This window comes from Nioella sp., from assembly GCF_965215655.1.
Lineage (GTDB): Bacteria > Pseudomonadota > Alphaproteobacteria > Rhodobacterales > Rhodobacteraceae > Nioella.
The window spans coordinates 2,825,852-2,849,110 of the sequence record NZ_OZ244111.1; the positions used below are offsets into that span (position 1 = coordinate 2,825,852).

The following is a 23,259-nucleotide window of genomic DNA, read 5'->3' on the forward strand; positions in this document are numbered from 1 at the left end:
GCCCGCTCCCCGCTGGCGGCCTTTTCATCTTGGCCCAAATACCTCCGCCGGAGGCATCCGACCCAACCTCCAGCGGACCAGACGACACCTGGACAGTCCCTCACCACGCTTCCGCGGCAGCACGCGCCGAGGAGGTCCCCGCGCAAGCGGGGGGTGACGAGGCGCGTTCCCCGGTCGACGCGCCAAGGGCGCGGCGAAACCCGCTTGACCGGCACGCCCCCCCGTCCCATGCATAGCCCCATGAAAGTCAATGGCACCCCCTACCGCTCCCTCTGGTGGAGCGATGATACGAACGCGCTGCAGATCATCGACCAGCGCTGGCTCCCGCACGCGTTCCGCATCCAGCAACTCGACAGCCTCGCCGATTACTGCACCGCGATCACCGACATGCATGTGCGCGGCGCTCCGCTGATTGGGGCCACGGCCGCCTATGGCATGGCCTTCGCGCTGGCGCAGGACAGCTCCGACAGCGCCATGCAGGAAGCCTATGACCGGCTCCACGCCACCCGGCCCACGGCGATCAATCTCAGATGGGCGCTCGACCGAGTGACCGCCGCGATACATCCCCTGCCCGAGCAGGACCGCGCCGCCGCCGCGCTGGCCCTCGCCCATGAAATCGCTGACGAGGATGTGGAGATCAATCGCCGTATCGGCACCCATGGCCTCAGCCTCATCAGGGCCATCGCCGAGAAGAAGCCAAAGGGCGCGCCGGTCCGCCTGCTGACCCATTGCAACGCGGGCTGGCTTGCCACGGTCGACTGGGGCACGGCCACCAGCCCCATGTATCACGCCCATGACGCTGGCCTGCCGCTGCATGTCTGGGTCGACGAGACCCGCCCGCGCAATCAAGGCGCCCTGACCGCATGGGAACTGGGCAGCCACGGCATTTCGCACAGCTACATCACCGATAATGCGGGCGGGCATCTGATGCAGCGCGGGATGGTCGACATGGTGATCACCGGCACCGACCGAACGACCCGCACGGGCGATGTCTGCAACAAGATCGGCACCTATCTCAAGGCGCTGGCCGCCCGTGACAACGGCGTGCCCTTCTATGTCGCGCTGCCCTCGCCCACCATCGACTGGACCGTGTCGGACGGCGTGGCCGAGATTCCCATCGAGGACCGCCCCGCCCGTGAAGTGACCCACATCCAAGGTCGGGACGCGACCGGTATCGCCACGGTGCAGGTCACGCCCGAGGGCACCGGCGCAGCCAACCCTGCCTTCGACGTTACGCCCGCGCGGCTCGTGACTGGCCTGATCACCGAGCGTGGAGTCTGCGAAGCGTCCGAGGCCGGGCTTGCCGGGCTCTTCCCCGAGATGGCCGCGCCATGACGCCCCCCTATGCGGACACGACAGACACAAGGCAGGCGATCATCGATGCATGTCTCAGGCTCAACGCCGAGGGCATCAACCAGGGCACCTCCGGCAATGTCTCGGTGCGGGTGGGCGAGGCGATGCTGATCACCCCGTCGGGCGTTCCTTACGAGGCCATGACGCCTGATATGATCCAGCCCGTTCCGCTCGCCGGTAACCCCGCCGGGACGAGCCCCCTCAAACCCTCTTCCGAATGGCGATTTCACCAGGCGCTCTACAACGCCAAGCCCGATATGCACGCCGTCGTCCATGCCCATCCCGCCCATTGCACAGCCCTGGCGCAGAACCGAATGACCATCCCGGCGGTGCATTACATGGTTGCGGCCTTCGGCGGCCATGACGTGCCGCTGGCGGGCTACGCACTCTTTGGCGGCACAGAGTTGGCGCGGAACGTCACCGCCGCGATGGCCAACCGCCACGCCTGCCTGATGGCTAACCATGGCGCCACGGTGGTGGGGGAAAGCCTGCCCAAAGCGCTCTGGCGCATCGGTGAATTGGAGGCTCTGGCACAGGGCTATATCCTGTCGCTGTCCATCGGCACACCGCATCTGCTCGACCGCTTCCAAATCGAGGAAGCGCTTGCCGCCTTCGCCGACTACGGCCACCGTGACTGACCGGGGGCGGGAAATTCTGACTTTATTTCGCGGCCATCCCCGCTTAGGCTGACCCGAGTTACCGATATGCCGCCCCACGCCTGGGGCCATTTGCAGACCACAGATTGCCAGATGAGCACATTCAGCTGTCCCAATTGCGGCGATGACGTCACCCCCACCATTGCGCGGGCACGGATGGTGACATGTCCTTCCTGCGATTCAACGATCCTGATCGAGTCCGATGCCGTGCGGCTGGCGGGCGAACAGGGCGTGATGCACGAGGTGCCCATGCTCTTCGACATCGGCGATACGGTGATTTGCGGTGAAAAAACGGTCACGCTGCATGGCCATGCGCGGTTTTCCTATGGCCGCGGCTTCTGGGAAGAATTCTGGGGTCAGACCCCCTCGGGCGATTCCGCCTGGGTCTCGGTCGATGAGGGCGATGTGGTGGTGCAGAAACCTGTCCCGGCCAGCAATTATCCCCGCAGCCAGGGCGAATTCCGGCCGGGACGCGAAATCACCTGCCAGAACCAGCATTTCAGGGTCGTCGAGGTCGACAGCGCCGAATGCGTGGCCCTGCGCGGCAGTTTCGACGAGGAACTGAAAGTGGGCGAAACCTACAGCTTCGTGAACGCGCAGGCTTCGAACGGCCTGTTGCTGTCCGGCGAGCTGTGGGAGGGGGGGCAATCCTGGTTCCTGGGCTACTGGTTTGATCCCTTCGAGATCAAGGTCAGGAGGCAGTCATGAGCCTTGCCGCCGCCACCACTTCCGTCAACTGCACCTCCTGCGGGGCCGGGCTCGATGTGCTCGGCGGCGGGCGGGTCATGGTCCATATCTGCCCCTATTGCGGGGCCGAACTGGACGTGCAGGACAATTACGCCGTCATCGCCAAGTTCGACGGGCTGCAACGCCCCGACAGCCCGTTCCGCATCGGCATGTCCGGCAAGATCCGGGGCGCCGACTACACCGTGATCGGCATGCTGGAGTTTCGCGAACGCTATCGCGGCCAGACCTGGACCTGGATCGACCACCAGCTCTATTCGCCCACCCATGGCTACGCCTGGCTGACCATCGAGGACGGGCATCTGGTCTTTACCCGCCGCTTCCGGCGGCCCGTCTGGCTGTCCGAGGGGCAGGTGGAACGCGCCAATCACCCGCCGACCATCACCATTGATGGGGAACGCTACCGCTATTACGAAACCTCGACCGGCGAGATCACCTTCGCCGAGGGCGAGTTCACCTGGGCGCCCAAGATCGGTGACAAGACCACCACGGTGACCGTCCTCGCGGACGAGGCGATGCTGGGGTTCTCGCAAACCAATCAGGAACGCGAGGTTTATCGCTCGGAACTGGTGGACAGCGCCGAGGTCTCTGCCTCCTTCGGTGTCAGCAACCCGCCGGTGCCGCAGGGCGTCCACCCGATGACGCCGTATCAGTCCGGCGGCAACGACCGGTTCATGCTGATCACGTCGCTGATCGCCCTGGTGGCCTGCATCGTCCTGGCCATCTTCTTCGATACGCGCAACGGAACACTGGTCGGCGATCCCATCGTGCTCGAGACCCGTCAGATCCCGGCCGCCGTACCGATCACGATCCCCAATGTGACCGGCCCGGTGCGGCTGACCTTCGACGGCACCCCCTATGTCGCGCCAACACTGGCCAACCCGCCCAGCCTCCCGGTCTATGCCCGCGCGTCGATTGATCTGGCCCATCCCGATGGCCGGTCGGTGCCCGAGGCGCCCCGGCGGGCGGTCGTGACCGTTGGCGGGCAGCGTCAGGGGGCCGCTGCCAGCAGCCGCAATCACACCGAACTGGTGTTCCCGCCCGCGATGGCGGGCGATTACCAGCTGAACCTCAGATGGTCCGGGCAAGGACCGACCAGCGCCAATACGCGTGCCGGCTTCGAGGGCGAGATCACCAGTGCCAGCCAGCTTCATTTCTCGGAAGGCAACGTCACGATCCGCACCTATGCAGGGATTTCCAGCGGTTACTGGCTCTATCGGCTGGCCATCGTCTTCGTGATCCTTGCGATTGTGGCCCTTCTGGGCAGATGGAACTTCAACCGCAAACGCTGGAGCGGCTCGGACTGGACGAGCGAGGACTGACATGAACCTGTTTCGCACCATCTTCCTTGCCTTTACCATCGTCGCCGTCCTCGGCGTCTCCTACGTCGCCTATCGGGGCGCGGCCCCCGACACGTCCGGGCGGCAGGTGTCGCTGAGAACCGGCAGCGGCGGCAATTCCAGCTTCTTCGCCTTCGGTCGCGTCAAATAAGAAAGAGGATCCAATGGAACTGTTTGCAGAGCTTCAACTGGCCGAAATTCTCGGCACCATCGTCTATACCGGCATCGGCATGGTGCTGATGTGGATCGTGTGGAAGATCATCGTCGCGGCCTCGCCCTTCCCGATCATCAAGGAGATCGAGGAAGATCAGAACATCGCATTGGCCGTCATGATCGGCATGCTGTTCCTGTCCATCGCCATCATCATCGCGGCCGTCATCGTTTCATGACGCCAGCCCATGCCCCGCGCCTGCGCGAGGTCTGGCTGCTGGCAGCGACCTTTCTGGTCGCCATTGCCGGGCTGATCTACGAACTGGTCGCGGCCACCGTCTCCAGCTATCTGCTCGGGGATTCCGTGCGCCAGTTCTCGCTGGTGATCGGGATTTTCCTGTCGTCCATGGGGCTTGGATCGTGGCTGTCGCGCTATGTGGGGCAGGCGTTTTCCGGCTTTGTCTGGGCGCAGATCCTTCTGGGGCTGGTCGGCGGCTTCATGGCGCCGGTTCTGTTCATCATCTACGGCTGGATGGGCGAGGTCGGCCTGCCGCTTTACAGCATGCTCATCGCCGTGGGCGTGCTGTCGGGTATGGAAATCCCGCTCATTGTCCGCATCCTGAAGGCCGAGGGCGCCAGCGAATTCCGGTTCGAGAACGTGCTGACCGTCGACTATGTGGGCGCGCTGGCCGCGTCGCTGGCCTTTCCGCTGCTGATCATCCCACATCTGGGTCTGATGTCCGCAAGCCTCGCCTTTGGGGCGTTGAACCTTGGGGTTGCGGGCCTGTCGCTGTGGATTTTCCGCGATCTGGTGACACGGACACAGGTGACCTTCTGGGCGCTCGCCTTCGCCGCCACGCTTGGCGGGCTGGTGCAGTCTGAACGGCTGGTCTCCGTGGCCGATGCCGGGCTTTACGAGGACAGCATCATCTTCGATCAGGCCACGCCCTACCAGCAGATCACCGTGACCCGCTTTCAGGACCGGGTGCGGCTCTTCCTCGACCATTCCATCCAGTTCGACAGCATCGACGAGTACCGCTATCACGAAATGCTGGTGCATCCCGCCATGGGCCTCGCACCGCGCGCCCGCAACATCCTGATCCTTGGCGGCGGCGACGGCATGGCAACGCGCGAGGTGCTGCGCCACGAGGGTGTCGAAACCGTCACGCTGGTCGATCTCGATCCCGCCGTGACCGCGCTTTTCCGCGATCACCCGGACCTTGCGCCGCTCAATGACCACGCCTTCAGCGACCCGCGTGTGACCATCATCAATTCCGACGCGTGGGAGTTCATCGAGCACGCCGACACGCTCTATGACGTCATCATCCTCGACCTGCCCGACCCCAAGAACCTCGCCCTCTCGCGGCTTTATTCCCGCAGCTTCTACGGGCTGCTGGCCGAGCGGCTCTCCACCCACGGGCTCATTGTCACGCAGGCCGGATCACCGCTTTTTGCACGGCAGGCCTTCTGGTCGCTGGTCGAAACCTTTGAAAGCGCCACCAACCCGCTGACCCCCGGCACCCCGGGGCTCTGGACGCTGCCCTATCACACCTATGTGCCCAGTTTCGGCGAATGGGGTTTCATCATCGCTGCGCCCTTGGAACACGGGGCGGACAACCTGCCCCTGCCCGACGGTCTGCGGTACCTGAATGAAGACGAATGGCAGGCGGCACGGCTTTTCGGCGGCGATGTCTCGCGGGTCGAGGCAGAGGCCAACACCCTGCAGTCCCATGCGCTTGTGGGCTATTACCTCGATGGCTGGGACCGCTGGTTCCCCTGATCAGCCCTGCCCGCGCGCGATCTCGGTGATCACTACCCGCTCGGGCCGCAGCACCGCGCGCAGATGGTCGGCGGCCTTATGGGCATCGGACCGGCCACAGAGGAAGATATCGACCGCCGCATAGCCGGTCTCGGGCCAAGTGTGGATCGAGATATGCGATTCTGCCAGAACCAGCACGCCCGTCACCCCGTGCCCCTCGCCGAAATGATGCAGGTGATCGGCCAGAACCGTGGCCCCCGCCGCCGCCGCGGCCCCGCGCAGGGCGCTGTCCAGCGTGGTCATGTCATCCAGATGCGAGGCCCCGAAAAGGTCCACGATCAGGTGCAATCCGGGGGTATGGTCGGGCAACTCGTTCATCCCTCCGCAATAGCCCGGCACTTGCCGGTTGAGAAGCCCGCATACGATCTTTCCTTCGCCGCTCACCCGTGCGATGCTGAACAAGTCAACTAACTGCCCTCCCATGAAGGACCCGACACGATGGACCTGCCCAAGAACGCCTTCAAAGCCGCCCTCAAGGCGGGCCAAAAGCAGATCGGAATGTGGGTCTCGATCCCCGATAGCGGTGTGGTCGAACTGCTGGCGGGCTGTGACTATGACTGGCTGCTGATCGACACCGAACATTCCGCCATGGGTGCTGTTGACACCCTGCCCCTGATGCAGGCCGCCGCCCCCTATCCGGTCAGCGCCGTGGTGCGGCCCGGCTGGAACGACGCGGTCGAAATCAAGAAGCTGCTGGATTGCGGGGCGCAATCGCTGCTGATCCCCTATGTCCAGAACGCCGCTGAAGCCGCCGCCGCCGTCGCCGCCACCCGCTATCCGCCGCATGGCATAAGGGGCATGGCGGGGACCACCCGCGCCACGCGCTATGGCGCAGTCAAGGACTACGCCACCCGCGCGCATGAGGAAATCTGCCTGCTGGTTCAGGTCGAGACCGCCGAGGCGCTTGGCCAGATCGAAGCCATCGCGGCGGTCGAGGGCGTCGACGGCATCTTCATCGGCCCTGCCGATCTGGCCGCCTCCATGGGCTATCCCGGTCAGGGGTCGCATCCCGAAGTCAAGGCCGCCGTCATCGACGCCGTGAAGCGCATCACCGCCGCCGGTCTGCCCGCCGGCATCCTGTCGCTTGACGAGAGCCTGCTCGATGCCGTGAACGCGGCAGGCGGGCAGTTCATCGCCGTCGATGTGGATATGGTGCTGCTGCGGCGAGAGGCGGCTGCCCGGGCCACCCAATGGCGCGACAAGATCGGCTGACGCTCCCCCCGAACCGCTGCCACAGCCGCAACTGCACCGGGGCAGACCCTTCCTCGCCACGCAGCCGTGGCAACGCGGGCCGACGAGGGCTCCCCTGAAAGGGGGGCTTGAGGAGGACCGCCCCCCGCCTCACATCTCCGCAATCGCCCGCGCCAGAACCTCGATCGCCACGCCCATATCCTCCGGGCTGGCAAATTCCTCGGGCCGGTGGCTCAGCCCACCCCGGCAGCGCAGGAACAGCATCGCCATCGGGCAGAGATCGGCCATGGCCGAGGCATCATGCGTGGCACCGGAGGGCAGTATCGGCACCCCTTCCCCCGCAGCCCGGCGCAGCACCGAGACCAGCTCAGGGTCACAGGCCACGGCGGGCTGTTCATAGCTGCGCTCAAAGCTCACCTCGCACCCCGCCGCGCGCGCTCGCGCCTCCGCCAGTTCCTGGCAGCGCGCCGCGCAGGCCCCTCGGTCTGCATCCCGTTCAGCCCGGATTTCCAGCACCAGCCGCACCTCCTCGGGAATCGCATTGGCAACATTGGGATGCAGGTGCATCTCGCCCACCGTAGCGCGCAAACCCGGCCAGTCAGCGGCCACCCCCGGAAGCGTCGAAATCAACCCCGATGCCGCGACCAGCGCATCGCGCCGCGCCTCCATCGGCACGGTGCCCGCGTGGCCGGTCTCGCCCCGGAAGGTCAGCGCATTGCGTTCGATCCCACAGATGCTGCTGACCACACCGACGGGCTGGCCCGCGCGTTCCAGCACCGGCCCCTGTTCGATATGCAGCTCCAGATATCCAAGCGCTCGCGCCGGGTCACGTTTCAGCCCGGCCACCGCGCCCGGATCGCCTCCGAACCCTGCCAGCGCCTCGCGCAGCGAGACACCATCCGCGTCGCACCGGTCCAGCACCCCTGGATCGAATGTCCCCGCCAATGCCCTTGGCCCCATCAGCGCCGTGGGAAACCGCACCCCCTCCTCATCGGCGAAGGCCAGCACCTCGACCGCATTGGGCAGGTCACGATCCCCGAGGCGTTCCAGCGCAAGACAGGCCAGCGCGATGCCCATGATCCCGTCATAGGCCCCGCCGCCGCGCACACTGTCCTGATGCGACCCGATCAGCAGTGTCCTGGCGCCCGCTGGCCCCTCGCGCCGCCCCACAAGCGTGCCCGCCGCATCGAGATGGACCTCCAGCCCGGCCCGGCCCATCCAGCCTGTGATAAGCGCCTGCGCTGCACGGTGTTCCGCCGTGAAGGGAAAGCGTGTTACGCCCGGCCCGGGCGCGCTGCACGTGGCAATCTCTGCCAGACGACGCGCCGCCTCTTTCCCCCAATCCATGATTGCCTCCAAATTTATCATGATAATTTATTCCCTACACAAGCCAGCCGCTTGGGTCTAGGTTCATCATGATAAATCAGCGCCGAGCCACATGACCGACACGCCCGCAAAACCGAGTTCCCCCCGCCGGTCCCGCCCCGTCAAGGTGGCTGACCAGATCAAGGAATGGGTGGTGGAACGCGACCTCAAACAGGGCGCGAAACTGCCCAATGAGGCCGAGATGATCGCGCTTTTCGGGGTCTCGAAAGGCACCGTGCGCGAGGCGATGCGGATTCTGGAGGCACAGGGCCTGATCATCACCCGAACCGGTCCCGGCGGCGGCAGTTTCGTGGGTGAGGTCAGCCTTGAACGGGCAAAATCGCTCCTGGCCAATTACTTCTACTTTCAGGACCTCTCGGTCTCGGACATCTACCAGATGCGCAAAGTGGTGGAGCCGGAGCTTGCGGCCTCGCTCGCGGGCACGCTCTGCCCCGACCAGATCGCCGAGCTGCGCGGGCTGGTGCAACAATATGACCGGCCCGCGGAATCGCCAGAGGAAGAGCGGGACCAGCATATCGCATCGCTCAGGTTTCACGCCAAGCTGGCCGAGTATTCCCGCAATCCGCTGCTCGCTTTCATGGTCTCGTTCATGGCGCGAATCCTGACGGATCTGACCGTTTATCGCCGGCTTTACGAGCCCCATAACGAAGAACTGCGCGTGCGCGGCCAGCGTCACCAACTCGACCTGGTGGAGGCGCTCGAGGCCGGTGATGCGGCAAGGGCCGAAGCGATCATGCGGTCGCATATGCTGGGGGCCGAAGCGCTGATGCAGCGCCAGGAGGCGCAGGTCATGCGCCGCTTCATCGCCGAGTAACCATTGGGGTCAGCGCGACAATGCGATTTCGAAATCGCGTCCGCGCCCCAGCTCATCCCGGTGCGCGCGACTTATCCGTCAGCACCGGCACTTCATCCAACCAATCCGCATAGGGGGGTGTCCGGGCGGCCTGCAACAACGCGCCCAGATCGTCCAGCGGCCGGTCACTCCGGTCAATCCGCAGATCCAGCGGCGGCGCATCGGCCCGCAGCACCAGCATCGCCGCAGAGAGCAGCCCGCGCGAATCACCCCCGGCCACCTCTGCCGCCCGCAAGCTCGCCAGCAGCCGCTCGGCCATGTCCTCTCCTTCACCGTCCCGGAACCGCGCGACAAGCGCGTCCAGAACCGCCTCTGAACTCAGCATATTACCCGCCACGGCCAGCCCGCCAAAGCAGCGATGCGCGGCGGCGGGCACGCTTTTGCCGCCGGTAAAGCCTCCGGCCCGGCCCGCCACATCCAGCGTGATCAACTGTCTGTGGCCGCGCCCCGCATCCCCTTGAGTTACAGCGAAAACCGCGTCGCCCGCGGCCACCCCCTGCCCCATCAGGCGAATCGCTTCATCACGCCAGAAGGTGCTCGGCGCTGTTCCCTGCGACGCCGACAGCCCGCGCTCGATATCGCCGCGAATGACCCATCCGCCCACGCAGAGGCTGCCCGTTGCGGCGGCTGCCGCGTAAGTGCCTGTTTTCTGGTCATGGGCAAGAATCGAGAAGGTCATGCCGGGCTCCTGCTAATATTTCTCTTGAATTTATCATGATCATTTGCGTGAATGCAATTCATCATGATAAATTCCACAGGGAAGGATCTGCCATGAAACTGCTGACCATGACACGGCGCGCGCTGCTTGCCGCCGTGGCGGCTTCGGCGCTGGCCATCGGGGCCAATCCCGTCGCTGCACAAACCCCGCCCGGCGTTCTCGTCGTCGGCCAGGTGGCCGAGCCGCAGGCGCTTGACCCCCATGCCGTGACCGCCGTCAACGACTTCCGCATCCTGATGAATGTCTATGACGGTCTGGTGCGCTACGCCTCCGGCACGCTGGAGGTCGAACCGGCACTCGCCACCTCCTGGGAGATCTCCGAGGATGGCACCGTCTACACCTTCACCCTGCGCGAAGGTGTCAGTTTCCATGACGGCAGCGCCTTCGATGCCGAGGCCGTGGTGTTCAACTTCGACCGGATGCTCGACGAAAACCACCCCTACCATGACACCGGCCCGTTCCCGCTGTCCTTCTTCTTCTCTGCCGTGCAGGAGGTCGAGGCGCTCGACGACATGACTGTTCAGTTCACCCTGAACGCGCCCTACGCGCCGTTCCTGTCGAACCTCGCCTATCCCACCGGCCTCATCGTCTCACCCGCTGCGGTGATGGAACATGGGGCTGAATTTGGCCGCAACCCGTCCGGCACCGGCGCCTTCGTCTTCGAGGAATGGCGCGCGAACGAGGCCGTGGTCGTCACCGGCAACCCCGACTACTGGGGCGGTGGTCCCGCGCTGGAGGCCGTGGTCTTCCGCCCGATCACCGATGCAAACACCCGCGTGGCCGAAATGCTCGCCGGTGGCATCGACATGATGGTCGAGGTTCCGCCCGTGGCCCTGTCGGAATTCGGCGGCGACGGCTTTGCCATCGTTGAACAGGCGGGCCCCCACGTCTGGTTCCTGATCCTGAACGCGCTGGAAGGTCCCTTTGCCGATGTCCGCGTCCGTCAGGCCGCGAACTACGCGATCAACAAAGAGGCCATCGTGAATGACGTGTTGGAAGGCACCGCCGCCGTTGCGGCTGGCCCCACCCCACCCGCCTTCGCATGGGCCTATAACGAGGAACTGGAGCCCTATCCCTACGACCCCGACCGTGCCCGCGAACTGCTGGCCGAGGCCGGTGTCGAGAACCCCGAGATCACCTTCTACGTGACCGAGGGCGGATCTGGCATGCTGGACCCCGTCGCCATGGGCACCGCCATTCAGGCGGATCTGGAGGCCGTGGGCTTCGACGTCACCATCGAGACCTATGAATGGAACACCTTCCTTGGCCGCGTGAACCCCGGCCTTGAGGGTGAGGCAGACATGGCCGAAATGGCGTGGATGACCAACGACCCCGACACCCTGCCCTACCTGGCGCTGCGCACCGATGCGTGGCCCGATCAGGGCGGCTTCAACTCGGGCTACTATTCCAACCCCGAAGTTGACGCCCTGCTGGAAGAGGCCCGCACCTCGACCGACCAGGACCGCCGCGCGGAACTGTATCGCCAGATGCAGGTGATCGTGCAGGAGGACGCGCCGTGGGTCTTCGTGGCCAACTGGGTACAGAACGCGGTCACCAATGACCGGGTCGAAAACTTCGCTCTGGAGCCATCCTTCTTCCTGCTTCTGCATGACGTGGTGAAGAACTGAGCCTAGACTGAGCGCCGCGGCGGGGGCCTCCCTTCCCCTCGCCGCGGTGCGTTTTTGTCTGCACGGGGGGTGTACGGGGGGTGTACGCCCGGTGCACGGGGGGCGCCCCCCTATTTTCAGCCCCCGCCGACCGGAGATTTTCCCGCCATGGGCCGCTACATCCTCCGCCGCCTTCTGTCCGCCATTCCGGTGCTGATCGGCATCTCGGTGATCGTCTTCGCGATCATGGCGATGATCCCCGGCGACCCCGCCACCGCCATTCTGGGCAGCTACGCAACGCCCGAAAACGTGGCCGAGCTGAACCGCGATCTGGGCCTCGATCAGCCGCTGGTGCAGCGCTATTTCATCTGGCTGGGGAACCTTGTTCAGGGCGATCTGGGACGCAGTTTCAACCTCAACCGCCCGGTGCTGGACGAGGTTCTGGAACGCTTCAACGCAACGCTCATCCTTGCGGGCACGGCGTTTATTCTCTGTTCATTTCTGGGGATTGCCGCTGGCGTCATCTCTGCCGCGCGTCAGTACGGATTTGCGGACAAGGCCATCACCTTCGCGGTTTTGCTAGGGATTTCAATTCCTTCCTTCTTTCTTGGTATGATGATGATCCTGATCTTCGCGGTGAACCTTCGCTGGTTCCCGGTCTCGGGCATGTGGCCCATCTACGGCACGCGCGATATCTGGGCGCTGATTGATCACCTGACCATGCCCGCGCTGGCGCTCGCCGTGGTGGCGACCGGAGTCATCGCCCGCCTCTCGCGCTCCGCCATGCTGGAGGTGTTGCGCCAGGACTTCATCCGCACCGCCCGCGCCAAGGGCGTGCGTGAACGCGGCATCATCTGGCGCCATGCGCTGCGCGCCGCGATGGTTTCGATTATCCCCGTCCTCGGTATCCAGGCAGGCTTCGTGCTGTCCGGCGCGGTCTATATCGAACGCGTGTTCCAATGGCCCGGCATCGGCCAGATGCTGGTCGACGCGATCCTGCGCCGTGACATCCTGCTGGTGCAAGGCGGCGTGGTCTTCGTCGCCGCCTGCTACGTGCTGTTCAACATCATCGTAGACGTGGCCCAAAGCCTGCTGGACCCGAGGATCAAGACATGATGGCGTTCCTGAAACTCCTCGCCCGCAACCAGCTGGCGCTTGCGGGGCTCATCGTGATGGGGCTGGTGGTGCTGCTGGCCCTGATCACGCCGATCCTGCCGCTGGCCAACCCGGATGTGACCAACACGCCTGCCCGCTTCACCCCGCCCTTCTCCGAAGGCGCGATCCTTGGCACCGACCATCTGGGCCGCGACCTGCTGTCCCGCCTGATGTGGGGCACGCGGCTTTCCCTTGCCGTTGGCTTTGCCGCCGCCTTCATCGCCGCCACGATCGGGGCCGCGATCGGTATCATCTCGGGCTATTACGGCGGGCGCACCGACAACATCATCATGCGCTTCGTCGATGTTCTGATGGCCTTTCCCTATATCCTGCTGGCACTGGCCATTGTCGCCGCGCTCGGCCCCGGCCTGATGAACGCGCTGATTGCTGTTGCCGCCGTCAACATCCCGTTTTTCGCAAGGAATATCAGGGGGATCACCGTTGGTATCGCCCATAAGGAATTTGTCGATGCGGCCCGGCTGGCGGGGCTGTCGGATGCCAAGATCATCCTGACCGAGATCCTGCCCAATGTGCTGCCGGTGATCGTCATCGCCATGTCCACCACCGTGGGCTGGATGATCCTGGAAACCGCGGGGCTGAGCTTCCTCGGGCTCGGCTCGCAACCGCCGCAGGCCGATCTGGGGTCGATGCTGGGGGAGGCCCGTTCGGCGCTCATCACCAACCCACACACGTCGCTGGTCCCCGGCGTCATGATCCTGATCATCGTCATGGCGATCAACCTTCTGGGCGACGGGGTGCGCGATGCGCTTGACCCCCGCCTGAAATCCGGCGCACTCAGCCGCCCCCTGCCCGCCACGCTGGTGGACCGGGACCGGCAGCCCGGCGGCAGCGCCGATACGACCGCGCTCCTGCAACTTTCCCAACTTGAAACCCAGTTCCATATCGGCCCCCGCATCTACCGCGCCGTGGGCGGCGTGGACCTTCAGATCCAGCCGGGTGAATGCCTTGGACTGATTGGCGAGAGTGGCTCCGGCAAATCGGTCACGGCGCTGTCCATCATGGGGCTCGTCGCCTCGCCGCCCGGCAAGATCACCGGCGGGTCGGTCTATTATCGCGGCGAGGAGCTGGTCGGCGCGCCCTATGAGCTGCTGCGCAGCCTGCGCGGGCGAAAGGTGGCCTATATCTTCCAGGATCCGCTGGCGACGCTGCATCCGCTTTATACCGTGGGCGATCAGCTGATCGAGGCGGTGCGCGTGCATCGCAACGTGCCCAAGGCCGAGGCCCGCGCCCATGCCATCGAGCTGCTGAAATCGGTTCGCATTCCCAATGCCGAGGACCGGGTGGACAATTACCCACACGAGATGTCGGGCGGCATGCGCCAGCGGGTGGGCATCGCCATGGCGCTGGCCAATGACCCGGACGTGATCATCGCGGATGAACCGACAACCGCGCTTGACGTGACCGTTCAGGCGCAGATCCTGACGCTTCTGGATGACCTGCGCCGTGAACGGAATGTGGCGATTCTGTTCATCACCCATGATTTCGGCGTTGTGGCGCAACTTTGTGACCGGGTGGCGGTGATGTATGCGGGCCGGATCGTGGAGCAGGGCACCACGGATGAAATCCTCGCTACCCCCGCCCATCCCTATACCCGCCGCCTGATGGCCTGCGTCCCGGAACTGGGCGGCGGGCGCAGGCGGTTGGAGGCCATTCCCGGCCTGCCCCCCGTCGTGGACAAGCTGCCCGCGGGCTGCGCTTTTGCCGACCGATGTGACAAGGTGCGCGCGGCCTGCCGTCAGGGGGACATCGCGCTGGATGAAATCGGTGCAACCCGCCGGGTGCGATGCATCGCCCCGGAAATCGAGGAGGTGCCCGCATGACCGCCGCCCTGAAGCTGACCAAGCTGAAAAAGGACTTCCCCGTCGGCAAGAGCCTCTTTGGCCCGCCCCGCGCAGTTGTGCACGCGGTGCAGCCGGTGACGCTGGAGGTCGCCAAGGGCGAAACCCTTGGCATCGTTGGCGAATCCGGTTGCGGCAAGTCCACGCTCGCGCGAATGCTGGTGGGGCTTTTGCCCGCCACGAAAGGCACGATCGAGATCGAGGGTGCGGCGCTGGACACTGCCGATCCCGCCGCCTTCGGCAAGAAGATCCAGTATGTCTTTCAGGACCCGATCTCCTCGCTGAACCCGCGCAAGACGATCCGCCAGATCATGGACGCGCCGTTGAAGCACCTGCACGGGATGGCCGCGCCGGAACGTGCCGCCCGGATCGCCGAGATCTTCGCCGCCGTGAACCTGCGCGAGGAATTCCTCGACCGCTACCCGCATGAGTTTTCCGGCGGGCAGGCACAGCGGATCGGCATCGCGCGGGCACTGGCGGCTGAGGCGCGTATCCTGATCCTCGATGAACCGGTGTCGGCGCTGGATGTATCCGTTCAGGCGCAGGTGCTGAACCTGCTCGCGGACCTGAAGGCGGAGTTTGGCCTGACCTACCTCTTCATCACCCATGACCTCGCGGTGGTGGAGGCGGTGAGCGACCGCATCGCGGTGCTCTACTTTGGGGCCCTGGTGGAGCTTGGTCCGGCAGAACGCATCTTCTCCGCCCCCCGGCATCCCTATACCAAGCTGCTGGCCGAAAGCGCCCCGGTCGTGGGTCGTGACCTGAAAGCGCCCGAGGGCCGCGAAACCGAACTCCCCGACCCGCTGAACCCGCCCCCCGGCTGTTCCTTCGCCGCCCGCTGCCCCTTCGCCAGCGACCAGTGCCGCGCAGAGGTGCCAGAGCTGGTCGATCAGGGCGACGGCATGTCGGTGGCCTGTTTCCATCCGTTGGAGGGGTAGGCATCGGTCGGCACGGGCTTCGTTCAATCCCCGTTATCCTTAGTCGACGGCTGCTGTGCAGGGCAAAGAGGACATGAAACAGCGGATCTGTTAGGTTCAGACCATACTTAGCTTAGTCATAAGCGCGATTGTGAGGTCTTTATGAAGCGTCTTTTCCCGTCCCTGCCAGCAGACGCAACGCTGGCAAGCGTCTATCGTTCGTTTCCGGAAAAGCTGTCGCCCTGGTGCGAATATGAGAGCCAGATCATGCGTGGCGAAAGCGAACTTACCGTTGCAGAACGGGAGCTGATCGCAGCCTACGTCTCCGGACTGAATGCATGCACCTATTGTCACGAAGCCCATACCGTCTTCGCGCGGGCATACGGGATTGATGCAGAAGTAATCGACGCTTTGATGCTAGATCTTAAGGCAGCTCCGATAGATTCTCGATTGAAGCCCATTCTAGCATATGTCGAGACGCTGACACTCTCTCCTTCCCGCATGACCGAGGCGGATGCGCAGGCTGTCTATGATGCAGGCTGGTCAGAGCGTGCGCTATTCGATGCCATCCAGGTCTGCTGTGTCTTCAACTTTGTGAATCGCCTGGTTGAAGGCACCGGCATCAGCTTCGACGGGGGCGAGGCAAGTGCCGTCTCCGACGATGACTTAGCCGAACTCCGAAGCGACACATTCTACACCGATTTCGCCAGAGAGAATGGTGTAAAAATCTGACTTGACCTGGCGGCCTTGGGCTCAAAGCGGACAAAGCCCACCCCGAGCCCACAGAGCACCAGACTCAACCCAGAACCGACTTCACAGCCTTCACGGTTTTGCCGACAACCTCGTCGGCCTCCTCCTTCGTCAGGCAGAAGGGCGGCGCGAAGCCGAGGATGTCGCCCTGCGGCATGGCCCGGCCAATCACCCCTTCTTCCAGCAGCGCCGCCGCAATGCGCGGGCCGACCTTTTCGCTTGCGTCAAAGAAGGCGCGGCTGCCCTTATCCTGCACGAATTCCACGGCGCAGAGCATCCCCTCGCCCCGGATCTGACCTACATTGGCATGCTCTGCCAGCGCCGCCGTCATCGTGGCGTTGAGGTAGCCGCCCACCTCGCCCGCGTTCTGCACGAGGTTCAACTCGTCAATGAGCCTGAGGTTCGCCACCCCCGCCGCCGCCCCGATGGGGTGCGCGGAATAGGTCCAGCCATGGCCGATGGGGCCGTTTTCATCTGTGCCTTGTTCGAGCACCTTCCAGACCTTGTCCGACACGATGGACCCGGACAAAGGCGCATAGGCCGAGGTCAGCCCCTTGGCGATGGTGATAATGTCGGCCTCGATCCCGTAATGGTCCGACCCGAACATGGTGCCGAGGCGTCCGAAGCCGGTCACGACCTCATCGGCAATCAGCAGGATGTCATGTTTCTTCAGCACCGCCTGAATGGCCGCCCAATAGCCCGCGGGCGGGGGCACGATGCCGCCGGTTCCCAGCACGGGTTCGCCAATGAACGCAGCGATGGTGTCCGCCCCTTCGCGCTCGATCAGCGCCTCCAGCTCAGCCACGCAATGGGCGGTGAAGGCCTCCTCAGACATGTCCAGATCGGGACGGCGGTAGTAATAGGGCGCTTCGGTGTGGATCACCTGCGCGAGCGGCAGGTCGAATTTCTTGTGGAAGAGCTCCAACCCCGTCAGCGACCCGGTCATCAGGCCAGACCCGTGATAGCCGCGCCAGCGGCTGATGATCTTCTTTTTCTCGGGCCGCCCGAGGATGTTGTTGTAGTACCAGACCAGCTTGATATTGGTCTCATTCGCGTCGGACCCGCCAAGGCCGAAATAGACCTTCGACATGTTGGCGGGCGCGCGGTCGAGGATCATCTTGGCCAGCGTGATGGAGGCTTCGGTGCCGTGGCCCACATAGGAATGGTAATAGGCCAGTTCCTTGGCCTGCGCGGCGATGGCCTCTGCGATGTCCTGACGGCCATAGCCCACGTTCACGCAGTAAAGCCCGGCAAAGGCATCGAGCAGCCGGTTGCCGTCGCGGTCCTCGATATGGCAGCCCGATCCGCCGGTCACGACGCGGTTGGGCAGGTTGCCCCGGGCAAATTCGGCAAGATGGGTGGAAGGGTGGAAGAAGTTTTCGCGGTCCCACTGGTCCAGTTGGTCATTGCGCAGCATGGCTCATCTCTCGCGGTTCTGGCGGCGCGCCGCCTAAGGTCACAGGATAGGAGCCGGGATGCACGCTTCCGGGCTGGGGCCGGATAGAGCTGGGCAAAAGGCTCCGCTCACCCCGGCAGCAGCGCGCAATGCCTTTATTGCCGTGGTCGGCGCGACCATAGCCAAAGCGAAGGCCCGTTTCCAGCCCTAGCTTGTCACGCTGGTCCCCGCCGTCCCAAGCCGGGCAAAGACATGGATGGCAATCGCGGTATCCTGCGCCCCGGTGCCGGTCAGATCGCAGATGGTGAAATCGTCGGCAGTCCGGCGGCCAATGGCGTTGCCGTTGATGACCTGCCCCAACTCGCCGGGCGTGCCCTTGGTCCAGAGATTGACGGCCAGCGCCGCCTCCAGCTCCCCCGACACTTCGCATTGCGCGACGCTGTCGCAGATATAGGCGTCGGCCATGGCCAACGCGCGCGGGTCGATCTCGCATTTGCCGGCCTGATCGGATCCCATGGCGGTGATATGCAGGCCCGGATGCAGCCAGTCAGCCTTGATCACCGGTGCGCGGGCGGGCGTTGTCGTCACCACCAGCTGGCTTTCCTTCACCAGCCACTCGGGTGAGGAGACGGCATCGACCTCGATCCCAAGTTCCAGCCGCAGATCGTCGGCGCAGACAGCGGCCTTGGCGGCATCCCGACCCCAGACCATCAGCCGCTTGAAGGGCCGCACCAGATGCGCCGCCTGCATCTGCAACCGCGCCTGAACGCCGGTGCCGATCACGCCTGCCGTTTCCACATGCGGCGGCGCAAGGTGGCGGGCGGCAACAGCCCCTGCGGCAGCGGTGCGGATATCGGTCAGGTAACCATTGTCGAGGAACACCGCCTGCACCAGTCCGGTCTTGGCGGAAAACAGGATCATCAGCCCATTCAGGCTGGGAAGCCCAAGCTTGGGATTGTCGAAAAAGCCGGGGCTGACCTTGATGGCAAATCCGTCGAAGCCGGGGATATAGGCGGTCTTGACGTCGACCTCTCCGTTCGCGTCGGGCAGATCCATCGACAGGATCGGCGGCATCACCACCTTGCCTGACGCCAGCGCCGCAAAGGCCTTTTCGACCACGTCGATGGCGGTCAGGTCCAGCTCCACCACCTGCCGCAACTGAGCCTCTGTCACGATGCGGATGTCATGCGCCATAGGTCTTGCCCTTCAAAATCCTGTCTCCCAATGAAATATCCTCACCCGCCATGATCCGGTGGAACTGGCCCATATCCAGATTGCGCCCGGTGATGATCGTGCCGACCGGCCCCTCGGGCCTGACCTTGCCCGCCAAAACCGCCGCCAGCCCGACCACGCTGGCCCCTTCGGCAACCATGCGATCCTCGTAGAACAGAACCTGCATGGCGTCGCGGATTTCTTCTTCGGTCACCAGCACGATTGCGTCGAGATTGTCGCGGCAAAGCGGGAAACTGAGCCTGTTGTCCAGACCGATCCCGCCGCCAAGCGAGTCGGCAAGGCTCGGCACCTCTTCCACTTCCACCGGATGGCCAGCGGCAATCGAGGCCTGCATGGCCGCGCCCCGGTCCATGGTGATGCCGATGACCTGCACATCCGGGTTCACGGATTTCACAGCCACCGAGACCCCGCCCGCCAGACCACCCCCTGACAGCGGCACCAGAACCGTGTGCAGATCGGGCCGGGCCTCTATCATCTCGAACCCGATGGTGCCCTGCCCCGCGATCACCTTGCGGTCGTCGAAGGGCGAGATCTCGGCCAGCCCCTCCGACTCCACCAGCCGCAGGCTTTCGGCCAGCGCGTCGTCCTGAGAGCGCCCGACAATCTTCACCTCGGCCCCAAGGGCGCGGATGCCGTCCACCTTGGCCTGCGGCACCAGTTCCGACATGCAGATCACCGCGCGGATGCCCCGCCGCGCGGCGGCATAGGCCACGCCGCGCCCATGGTTTCCGGTCGAACAGCAGGTCACCCCCGCCACGCCGTCGGGCAAGGTCATTACCGCGTTCATCGCTCCGCGCAGCTTGAAGGCGCCAATTGGCTGGCATGTCTCCAGCTTCATCAGAAAATCATGTCCCGCCCGCGCGCTCATGTGAGGCGAGGGCACGAAGGGCGTGGCGTCTGCCTGTCCACGCAGGACGCGGCGGGCGGTCAGGATATCGGCAAGGCTGAATGTCATATACCAAGCTTCACATGTGCAAAATCGTTTTCAATGCAATGAGATACTATCTTACAGATTGCATAGAAAAAACCTATCCTTTGGAGTACTTTGCCCTTTTAATTGTCGATAATACACATACAGGGCACGCAGCGTAACGCATTGCCCAACTCCTGACGCCCTGCAGGGCCTAAAAAACAAGGAATTTGACGACATGAAGCTTGCATTGATCTCTGGCGCGGCCCTTCTGGCTACCACGATCACCGCAATGGCTTGCCCGGATTACACGCGCACCGGACTTGAGCGCGCCTTCACAGGCGCCGTGCTTTATTCGGGCGTGGATTTCCCGATCGTGGCTGGAGGAACCAACAGCCTTGCGGACTGCAATCTGCCAGTATCGGGCAGCGGGTATTTTCCCAGCTCAGCTGACTTCAGCATCGACCTGCATGAAATGGGGGCCTACAGCCTGGAAGTCACCGTTAGCGGAACCTGTGACACGGCACTTCTGGTCAATACACCCTCGGTGGACTGGTTCTTTGATGATGACAGCGCCGGCAATTTGCAACCGACGCTGCTGCTTCGCAATATCGGCGACGGCAGGATCGATATCTGGGTTGGCACCTACAACAGTGAATACTGCGACGCAACATTGCATCTCGAAACCTGGAACTGATCACAGGGCCGCCCGCTGCCGAGGAGGGCACTGTTGACCCGGTGCCTTCTTCGTGCCGCTACGTCCTATCCGCTGTTCCCTTGCCAGATCGCCAAACCTGCGCAAGCCTTCAGGCCGGGAGGACAGACCATGACAAACGCCCTGTTTCTGGAACCGGAACACGAGCTGCTGCGCGACCAGATCCGCCGCTTCGTGATCGAAGAGATTCAGCCCCATGCCGAAGCCTGGGAAGAGGCGGGGATGGTCCCGCGCGACGTGCTGACCCGGATGGGCGACCTGGGGTTCTTCGGCATCCGGTATCCCGAAGCCTATGGCGGGGCCGAGATGGACACCCGCGCAACCGCTGTGTGGGCCGAGGAACTGGGCCGCTCCACCTTTTCCGGCGTCGCAATCACCGCGCTTGTGCATACCGACATGGCCTCGGTCCACCTGTTCAACGCAGGCACCGACGCGCAGCGCGACCGCTGGATGCCGGGGATCGTCTCGGGTGAGACAATCACCGCCGTCGCCGTGACCGAACCCGGCGCCGGGTCGGACGTGAAGGGCATCACCACACGCGCCAGCCGCAAGGGCAATGACGCCTTCGTGCTGAACGGGGCCAAGACCTTCATCACCAACGGCGTCCACGCCGATATCTACTGCGTCGCCGCCAAGACCGACCCGAACGCGCCGCCCTCGCGCGGGGTGACCATGTTCCTTGTCGAGAAAGGCACGCCCGGCTTCACCGTCGCACGGCAGCTCGACAAACACGGCTGGCGCAGTTCGGACACTGCGGAGCTGCAGTTCGACAACTGCGAGATCCCGGCGGACAACATCCTGGGCGAAGAAGGCCGGGGGTTTTACGCGATCATGCAAAACTTCCAGAATGAACGCATCGTGATCGGCGCCATGGCCATGGGCGAGGCGCAGGCGGCGATTGATCTGACTCTGGACTATGTAAAGACCCGCCAGGCCTTCGGTGCGCCCCTGTGGGAGAAGCAGGCGATCCGGCAGCGGCTGGCGATGTTGCAGGCCGAAGTGACCGCCGCCCGCCATCTGATCTACGCCACCGCCATGCGTGATGCGGGCGGCGAAGAGGTGGTCAAGGAAGTCTCGATGATCAAGGCGCTTTGCGGCGATCTGGTGAACCGGGTCATGCATGACTGCCTGCAATTCCACGGCGGCACCGGCTTCATGCGCGGCACCGTGATCGAACGGATGACCCGTGACGCCCGCGTGCAGGCCATCGGCGGCGGCGCGACCGAGGTGATGCTGGAGGAGGTCGCCAAACGCATGTGAGTCACGGTGGCGTGGCAGGCCTAGCATCCGGTCCAAGCCTGCCTTTTCCCCCTCGTCGGGCCGACAGGTGGGCGAGCGCCGCCCCGGTCAGCGGTGAGAGGCAGGCAGGGCGAAACCACTATTCCATCCGCTCAGGCAATCCGCTACCATCGATACCGGGCAGTCATGGAAAGGAAAGAAATGCGCATTCTTCTTGCGGATGATCACGACCTTGTTCGCGACACGATCAGCCTGTTCCTGAAATCCGAAGGGGTTGACGAGGTGGCGACGGCGGAGAATCTGGACGACGCCCTGGCTGCGGCCCGCAGCGGCGAATTCGACCTGGCTCTTCTGGATTACAAGATGCCCGGCATGAACGGGCTGGACGGAATCGCCCAGATGAAAGCCGCCATGAACGGCGGCCCGGTGGCGGTTCTGTCAGGCATGGCGACCCCCGCCATTGCACAAAGCGCCATCGAGGCCGGAGCCATCGGATTCGTTCCCAAGACCATGAGCGCCAAGGCCATGATCGGCGCGATCCGCCTGATGGTCCTGGGTGAGGTGTTCATGCCTGTCTCGTTCCAGCAGCAGGTCGGCAGCGCCAATGAGGCCAACCTGACAACGCGGGAAACCGAGGTTCTGCGGGCGCTGTGCGACGCCAAGTCGAACAAGGAAATCGCCCGCGAACTGAACCTTCAGGAAGTCACGATCAAGCTGCATGTGAAAACCCTGTGCCGCAAGCTTGATGCCCGCAATCGCACCCAGGCGGCCATGATCGCCCGCGATCGGCAATTGGTCTAGGTCACCGGCGGTTGCCCGTTCCGGTGTGGCTCCATGCGCCGGAACCAAACCCGGCCATGACAGGGTCAGCGGCACATCCCGTTTCAATTCGGTTCGCAACGGATCGGACAACCCCAACCGCCCATTTCAGCGGTATCGCAGCGCCATCCGTATCGGGACCGTTGCCAAAGGATGACGCTTCATCCTGTGCTCAACAGCGATCCGCATCTTTTTGGGATTTGTCAGACGTCACATCAGGATGTGACATGGTGCGGTCGAGAAGACTCGAACTTCCACGGGAGTTACCCCACAGCGACCTCAACGCTGCGCGTCTACCAATTCCGCCACGACCGCACGTGATCAGGTAGTGCGCGGCTGTTTAGCCGAGGGTCGCGGGGATGCGCAAGGGGGATTCGTCACCTCTTTTCACTTCCGCGCGGGGGCCACGCAAAAAGGCCGTCCAACGGGTGGACGGCCTTGGGAAATCG

23 protein-coding genes and 1 tRNA gene are annotated in these 23,259 nt (G+C 64.1%); 17 read left to right on the forward strand and 7 right to left on the reverse strand.

Annotation, left to right across the window (positions count from 1 at the left end; all coding sequences use genetic code 11):
- Positions 1-240: 240 nt before the first annotated feature.
- From mtnA to ACOOEX_RS14055, 7 genes are all read left to right on the forward strand, one after another.
- Positions 241-1,335: an S-methyl-5-thioribose-1-phosphate isomerase gene (mtnA, locus tag ACOOEX_RS14025; protein WP_420395408.1), complete on the forward strand. Its 1,095-nt coding sequence runs from the start codon at positions 241-243 to the stop codon at positions 1,333-1,335.
- Positions 1,332-1,991 (forward strand): class II aldolase/adducin family protein, encoded by a 660-nt coding sequence (locus ACOOEX_RS14030; RefSeq protein WP_420395409.1) that lies wholly within the window; start codon positions 1,332-1,334, stop codon positions 1,989-1,991. Before mtnA ends, ACOOEX_RS14030 begins: the two co-directional genes overlap by 4 nt.
- A 111-nt stretch (positions 1,992-2,102) precedes the next feature.
- Positions 2,103-2,717: a DUF4178 domain-containing protein gene (locus ACOOEX_RS14035; RefSeq protein ID WP_420395410.1), complete on the forward strand. Its 615-nt coding sequence runs from the start codon at positions 2,103-2,105 to the stop codon at positions 2,715-2,717.
- Positions 2,714-4,075 carry a DUF4178 domain-containing protein gene (locus tag ACOOEX_RS14040; protein WP_420395411.1) on the forward strand — a complete coding sequence of 454 codons (1,362 nt, stop codon included), beginning with the start codon at positions 2,714-2,716 and terminating at the stop codon, positions 4,073-4,075. The genes ACOOEX_RS14035 and ACOOEX_RS14040 overlap by 4 nt, the downstream gene beginning before the upstream one ends.
- 1 nt (position 4,076) lies before the next feature.
- Positions 4,077-4,244, forward strand: a complete 168-nt coding sequence (locus tag ACOOEX_RS14045) for a hypothetical protein (protein WP_306046405.1) — start codon at positions 4,077-4,079, stop codon at positions 4,242-4,244.
- 13 nt (positions 4,245-4,257) lie between these two features.
- Entirely contained in the window at positions 4,258-4,482 is a 225-nt protein-coding gene (locus ACOOEX_RS14050; protein ID WP_071690706.1) for a DUF350 domain-containing protein, read from the forward strand.
- Positions 4,479-6,023, forward strand: coding sequence for a polyamine aminopropyltransferase (locus tag ACOOEX_RS14055; protein WP_420395412.1), 1,545 nt, complete (start codon positions 4,479-4,481; stop codon positions 6,021-6,023). The genes ACOOEX_RS14050 and ACOOEX_RS14055 overlap by 4 nt, the downstream gene beginning before the upstream one ends.
- On the opposite strand, the gene speD is transcribed toward ACOOEX_RS14055, so the two are convergent.
- Positions 6,024-6,371: an adenosylmethionine decarboxylase gene (gene speD, locus ACOOEX_RS14060; protein WP_420395413.1), complete on the reverse strand. Its 348-nt coding sequence runs from the start codon at positions 6,369-6,371 to the stop codon at positions 6,024-6,026. It lies immediately after the preceding gene.
- Positions 6,372-6,500: 129 nt separating this feature from the next.
- Between speD and ACOOEX_RS14065 the strand changes: the two genes are divergently transcribed.
- Positions 6,501-7,274, forward strand: a complete 774-nt coding sequence (locus ACOOEX_RS14065) for an HpcH/HpaI aldolase family protein (RefSeq protein ID WP_420395414.1) — start codon at positions 6,501-6,503, stop codon at positions 7,272-7,274.
- Positions 7,275-7,403: 129 nt separating this feature from the next.
- On the opposite strand, the gene ACOOEX_RS14070 is transcribed toward ACOOEX_RS14065, so the two are convergent.
- Entirely contained in the window at positions 7,404-8,600 is a 1,197-nt protein-coding gene (locus tag ACOOEX_RS14070) for a M20 family metallo-hydrolase (protein ID WP_420395415.1), read from the reverse strand.
- Between the two features lie 91 nt (positions 8,601-8,691).
- Between ACOOEX_RS14070 and ACOOEX_RS14075 the strand changes: the two genes are divergently transcribed.
- Positions 8,692-9,453 (forward strand): FadR/GntR family transcriptional regulator, encoded by a 762-nt coding sequence (locus tag ACOOEX_RS14075; protein WP_420395416.1) that lies wholly within the window; start codon positions 8,692-8,694, stop codon positions 9,451-9,453.
- A 52-nt stretch (positions 9,454-9,505) separates the two neighbouring features.
- On the opposite strand, the gene ACOOEX_RS14080 is transcribed toward ACOOEX_RS14075, so the two are convergent.
- Complete coding sequence (locus tag ACOOEX_RS14080; RefSeq protein ID WP_420395417.1) at positions 9,506-10,171, reverse strand: DUF1028 domain-containing protein; 666 nt, start codon at positions 10,169-10,171, stop codon at positions 9,506-9,508.
- Between the two features lie 92 nt (positions 10,172-10,263).
- On the opposite strand from ACOOEX_RS14080, the gene ACOOEX_RS14085 reads away from it, so the two are divergent.
- The 5 genes from ACOOEX_RS14085 (at position 10,264) to ACOOEX_RS14105 (ending at position 16,480) form a co-directional block, all read left to right on the forward strand.
- Entirely contained in the window at positions 10,264-11,838 is a 1,575-nt protein-coding gene (locus tag ACOOEX_RS14085; RefSeq protein WP_420395418.1) for an ABC transporter substrate-binding protein, read from the forward strand.
- 147 nt (positions 11,839-11,985) lie between these two features.
- Positions 11,986-12,933, forward strand: a complete 948-nt coding sequence (locus ACOOEX_RS14090) for an ABC transporter permease (protein ID WP_071690699.1) — start codon at positions 11,986-11,988, stop codon at positions 12,931-12,933.
- The gene (locus tag ACOOEX_RS14095; protein WP_420398376.1) at positions 12,933-14,813 is read left to right on the forward strand and encodes a dipeptide/oligopeptide/nickel ABC transporter permease/ATP-binding protein; all 1,881 of its coding nucleotides are present in this window, start codon (positions 12,933-12,935) and stop codon (positions 14,811-14,813) included. The genes ACOOEX_RS14090 and ACOOEX_RS14095 overlap by 1 nt, the downstream gene beginning before the upstream one ends.
- The gene (locus tag ACOOEX_RS14100) at positions 14,810-15,769 is read left to right on the forward strand and encodes an ABC transporter ATP-binding protein (RefSeq protein WP_420395419.1); all 960 of its coding nucleotides are present in this window, start codon (positions 14,810-14,812) and stop codon (positions 15,767-15,769) included. The genes ACOOEX_RS14095 and ACOOEX_RS14100 overlap by 4 nt, the downstream gene beginning before the upstream one ends.
- A gap of 141 nt (positions 15,770-15,910) precedes the next feature.
- The gene (locus ACOOEX_RS14105; protein WP_420395420.1) at positions 15,911-16,480 is read left to right on the forward strand and encodes a carboxymuconolactone decarboxylase family protein; all 570 of its coding nucleotides are present in this window, start codon (positions 15,911-15,913) and stop codon (positions 16,478-16,480) included.
- A gap of 64 nt (positions 16,481-16,544) precedes the next feature.
- Here ACOOEX_RS14105 and ACOOEX_RS14110 read toward each other — a convergent pair whose 3' ends face one another.
- The 3 genes from ACOOEX_RS14110 to eutB form a co-directional block, all read right to left on the reverse strand.
- The gene (locus ACOOEX_RS14110; RefSeq protein WP_420395421.1) at positions 16,545-17,915 is read right to left on the reverse strand and encodes an aspartate aminotransferase family protein; all 1,371 of its coding nucleotides are present in this window, start codon (positions 17,913-17,915) and stop codon (positions 16,545-16,547) included.
- Between the two features lie 186 nt (positions 17,916-18,101).
- Positions 18,102-19,088 (reverse strand): cyclodeaminase, encoded by a 987-nt coding sequence (locus tag ACOOEX_RS14115; RefSeq protein WP_420395422.1) that lies wholly within the window; start codon positions 19,086-19,088, stop codon positions 18,102-18,104.
- Positions 19,078-20,082, reverse strand: coding sequence for a hydroxyectoine utilization dehydratase EutB (eutB, locus tag ACOOEX_RS14120; protein WP_420395423.1), 1,005 nt, complete (start codon positions 20,080-20,082; stop codon positions 19,078-19,080). Before eutB ends, ACOOEX_RS14115 begins: the two co-directional genes overlap by 11 nt.
- A 193-nt stretch (positions 20,083-20,275) precedes the next feature.
- Here eutB and ACOOEX_RS14125 point away from each other — a divergent pair, with 193 nt between their 5' ends.
- The 3 genes from ACOOEX_RS14125 to ACOOEX_RS14135 all read left to right on the forward strand — a co-directional run bounded on the left by ACOOEX_RS14125 (position 20,276) and on the right by ACOOEX_RS14135 (position 22,792).
- Positions 20,276-20,734: a hypothetical protein gene (locus ACOOEX_RS14125; RefSeq protein WP_420395424.1), complete on the forward strand. Its 459-nt coding sequence runs from the start codon at positions 20,276-20,278 to the stop codon at positions 20,732-20,734.
- A 129-nt stretch (positions 20,735-20,863) separates the two neighbouring features.
- Complete coding sequence (locus ACOOEX_RS14130) at positions 20,864-22,012, forward strand: acyl-CoA dehydrogenase family protein (RefSeq protein WP_420395425.1); 1,149 nt, start codon at positions 20,864-20,866, stop codon at positions 22,010-22,012.
- Positions 22,013-22,192: 180 nt separating this feature from the next.
- Positions 22,193-22,792, forward strand: a complete 600-nt coding sequence (locus ACOOEX_RS14135; RefSeq protein ID WP_420395426.1) for a response regulator — start codon at positions 22,193-22,195, stop codon at positions 22,790-22,792.
- Positions 22,793-23,038: 246 nt separating this feature from the next.
- Here ACOOEX_RS14135 and ACOOEX_RS14140 read toward each other — a convergent pair.
- Positions 23,039-23,125: transfer RNA gene (locus ACOOEX_RS14140), tRNA-Leu, on the reverse strand.
- Positions 23,126-23,259: the final 134 nt, after the last annotated feature.